General features: G+C 59.1%; 3 protein-coding genes. 1 reads left to right on the top strand and 2 read right to left on the bottom strand.

All coding sequences use genetic code 11. The annotated features are described in order from the left end of the window. Positions 1-462 precede the first annotated feature (462 nt). Positions 463-1,275: a lytic transglycosylase domain-containing protein gene (locus JJ869_RS22645; protein WP_292271080.1), complete on the top strand. Its 813-nt coding sequence runs from the start codon at positions 463-465 to the stop codon at positions 1,273-1,275. Here JJ869_RS22645 and JJ869_RS22650 read toward each other — a convergent pair. Both JJ869_RS22650 and JJ869_RS22655 read right to left on the bottom strand, forming a co-directional pair. Beyond that, entirely contained in the window at positions 1,267-2,688 is a 1,422-nt protein-coding gene (locus JJ869_RS22650; RefSeq protein WP_292271082.1) for an FAD-binding oxidoreductase, read from the bottom strand. The genes JJ869_RS22645 and JJ869_RS22650 overlap by 9 nt on opposite strands. Before the next feature lie 19 nt (positions 2,689-2,707). Further along, positions 2,708-3,523, bottom strand: coding sequence for an MBL fold metallo-hydrolase (locus tag JJ869_RS22655; protein ID WP_292271085.1), 816 nt, complete (start codon positions 3,521-3,523; stop codon positions 2,708-2,710). Positions 3,524-3,762 lie beyond the last annotated feature (239 nt).

Below are 3,762 nucleotides of genomic sequence, written 5' to 3' on the forward strand. Positions count from 1 at the left end.
CATAAGCAGCAATTGCGAGGCCAACAACAGCAGCGGTCAGAACGACCCAGTCAACTGTCACGGCACCGTCTTCGTCTTTACGGAAGTTTTTGATGAATTTGATCATTTTGATCTCCATAGTCCTAGTTTGCTCACGTTGGCCAAGCTCAGGACTTTGTGTTGAGCGCTCTCTCATTCGCTCCATCCCGTCTTGGATGAGCACTTATACCCGCCGGATTGGGGCAGCAGTTTGACCGCATTGGTCCGATTTTGCAGCTTGGTGCGAAAGTTAATGAAATCAGTTCAAGCTATTGATAAATAGAAAAATAAAAAATGAAAAAAAATTAATGTTGTTTGAATCGGTCATTGTGGTGTGGGCTGATCCCAAGGGATTGGTCTCACTTGAGAAACGAAATGGCCTCGTCAGCCGGATTGTGTAATACTTTGTTTCAACAATAACGGGCATCGAGCAGGAGCCTGCATATGAAACGCTATTTTGTGCTGGCGCTTGTCGCCATCTGTCTTGGCGCGGGTGGCGCCATGGCAGAGCCGCCGCCGTTTCCAGAATTCTCGGCAAAGCGGGTCAAGCCGCCATCCTCGGGGGCGAAGAAACGAATTACTGTCCAGATCGCACCACAAGCGCCGAGCCTGCCAACGGCGGCACCAGCGGCTTCTGCGCCCAAGCCACGTGCACCAGGCGGTGAAACGCTCGCGTGGTTCTGGAACGAGGTCTCTCCATCAATCGACGCACAAGGACCCGGCCGACTTGAACCGGCATTGGTGCGGCTCATGAATCCACCTTCGGGGCAGGGGATCGCCGGCCCACGTTTGCAGGACCTGCAAGGAATCGCGGAACGATATGGCAAGGATATACTGCTTCATACCGTGGGCACCCGTGTGTCGCCCGCGTTGGTTTTGGCCGTCATCTCGGTGGAATCAGCAGGACGTGTTGATGCGGAAAGCTCGGTTGGGGCACAAGGGTTGATGCAACTGATGCCCGCAACCGCCGAGCGGTTTGGTGTCGCTGACAGGCTTTCGCCCACGCAGAACATCAAGGGCGGTGTCGCATTCCTCGATTTCCTCATGGAAAAGTTCGACAACGATGTGATCCTCGCACTGGCAGGGTACAATGCCGGGGAAAACGCTGTTGTCCGTGCGAGCGGTGTGCCCGACTACGCTGAAACCCGCGCTTACGTGCCCAAGGTGCTTCAGGCCTTTCAGACGGCGAAAGGCCTGTGCCTCACGCCGCCCCAGCTTGTCACGGATGGATGCGTGTTCCGCGTGGCGTCACGATAGAACGGCACCGGGGTTCATGATCCCCTTGGGGTCAAGCGCATCCTTGATTGCCCGCATTGCGGCCAGCTTGGCCGGATCACCATAACGCGCCAGATCCGCCTTCTTTGCGCGACCGACGCCATGTTCGGCGCTGAACGTGCCGCCAAGTTCATTGGCGATGTCATGCACCATCCGCTTGATCTGCTTGGTCTCCTCAAGGAACAGGTCGCGGGATTTGCCCTCTGGCGGGAACACGTTGCAATGCAGATTGCCGTCGCCGACATGGCCAAAACAGTTGATCCGGAACTCGCCCACCTGCGCAATGGTTTGCCAGACGCGCGCGATGAAATGTGGAATCTCGCTCAGAGGCACGGAGACATCATGGCTTGATACGGCACCGATTTGACGATTCGCGATGGGGATCAGTTCACGAACGGCCCAGAAGTCGTTCCGCTGGGTCTCGGATTGCGCGATCACGGCGTCCGACACGATGCCTTCCGCCTCGGCGGCCATGAACAGGTTTTCCAGCGCCTCCTGCGGGTCCAGCCCTTTGGGCAGGCCGATATCCATCAGGATCATCCACTCCGGGTGAAAATCTCCGAACGGTTTACGCACGTCCGGCATGGTTTGCTGGAGGAAGTCCAATCCGTTTCCATGCATCAGCTCAAACGCGCTGATGCTCTCGCCCAATTGCGACTTCGCCAGCGAGAGCAGATCCAGCGCCGCTTCGGCGTCGCGGATGACAAAGACGGCGGTGCCAATGCTGGCCGGTCGCGGGAATAGCTTGAGCGAGGCGCCGGTGATCACGCCAAGCGTGCCCTCGGACCCGATCATCAGGTTGCGCAGATCGTACCCGGTGTTGTCTTTGCGCAGGCGCTTCAGGCCGTTCCAGACAGACCCATCGGGCATCACCACCTCAAGCCCAAGACACAGATCGCGCGTGTTGCCATAGCGTAGGACGTTGACGCCGCCCGCATTGGTACCCAGCAACCCGCCAATCCGCGCCGACCCTTCCGAGGCCAGCGACAGGGGGAACAAGCGGTCCACCTCTTCCGCCGCCTTCTGGATGTTGGCCAGAATCACCCCGGCATCCGCGATCAACACGTTTTCCTGCGGGTAGACCGCGCGGATGCGGGTCATCCGTTCCAGCGACAGGATCAGGGGCATCTCTGCTTCACCCTCAGGCGCTATCTGCCCGGCCACCAGACCCGTACCCCCGCCATAGGGAACAATCCCGACGCCTGCCTCACCGCAGGCTTTCACCAGCGCCGACACTTCCTCGGTCGAGCGGGGGCGGGCAACAAAGCCGCGCGCGCCCTGATAACGGCCGCGGGGTTCCTCAAGATAGGACTGCTCGGCGCGGGAAAACATATCCGCAGGGAATTGGTGCGACAGGGCATCAATGAAGCCGCTATCGGCAGAGTCGCGTGGCATCAACGGGTCTCCGAATGTGTCAATTTTGGGCGTCGCGAAGCCATTCGGGACGCAGGACTATGACCGTAGGACGGGACGGCAGATCACGCAATGACACTTCGAGGAACGAACTGTCGCGGCGGTCGATCACGAAGCTGTCCTGCACCTCTTCAAGGAACGTCTCGAGCGCGAAGCCCGAAAACCAGTGCATCGGGATCACGATGCTGGACCGCAAGCGATCCACGATCCGCACCATCATCTCGGGCGGCAGCGTATAGCCCCCATCCACGGGCACCATCACCACATCCAGCCGTCCGATGGCCGCATATTGCTCATCGTTGGGTTCGTGATGCAGGTGGCCCAAATGGCCGATACAAAGGCCTTCGACCTCGAAGATGAAGATGGAATTGCCGTTATCCTCCCGTCCGCCGAATTGGGAACGGATGTCCGTCGACACGTTGCGCACCAGCATTTCGCCCAGATCGAGGTAATGGTCGATGCCTTCACCAAACGGCCCCCATCCGGGCAGGACATGCGGGATGGCCGGGTCGGGGTTCGCAGTCCAATGGGTGTCATGGGCGTGATTCATGGTGACCACATCCGGGATCAGGGTTGTGTTGCCCAGAAATCCGGTGAAGTCGGTCGCCACGTCGAGCCCGCCTTCGGTCTGCAACAGGAAGGTGGCGTGCGCGACATAGTTGATTCGGACCGAGTATTGCGGAATCGGCGCTGTCCAGGAGGCTTTCTGGATATAGGCCGCACCGGGTGTTGCATCGGCGATGGCAAGACAATGGCTGGGACGACGGACGTCTTGCGCAAAGGCGGCGCTACCCATGATGGTGATGGCGATCGCCATCCAGAGTGGTTTGAAACACATACCAGCACCTCCTGCAGCGAAGATAGCGCAGACGTTGCGGCGGTCTAGAAAAACTGCTGTGAGGGGAAAGCCGCTTCGAAGCGGCTTGGATCAAGCGCGTTCGACCGCGCTTTTCCCGCGGTCTGCAAACCGCGGCTCCAAGACCTCTCGAAAGGTCTTCGCCCTAGCCGACGTCGGTGCGACCCCGCCGATCCAGCCGCAGCGACGCATAAAGAACG

Source organism: Marivita sp., assembly GCF_017643905.1.
Taxonomy (GTDB): domain Bacteria; phylum Pseudomonadota; class Alphaproteobacteria; order Rhodobacterales; family Rhodobacteraceae; genus Marivita.

Excerpts from the sequence above, each read along its gene's own strand:
- JJ869_RS22645 (WP_292271080.1), top strand. The coding sequence starts at position 463 with ATGAAACGCTATTTTGTGCTGGCGCTTGTCGCCATCTGTCTTGGCGCG.
- JJ869_RS22650 (WP_292271082.1), bottom strand. The coding sequence starts at position 2,688 with ATGCCACGCGACTCTGCCGATAGCGGCTTCATTGATGCCCTGTCGCAC.
- JJ869_RS22655 (WP_292271085.1), bottom strand. The coding sequence starts at position 3,523 with ATGGCGATCGCCATCACCATCATGGGTAGCGCCGCCTTTGCGCAAGAC.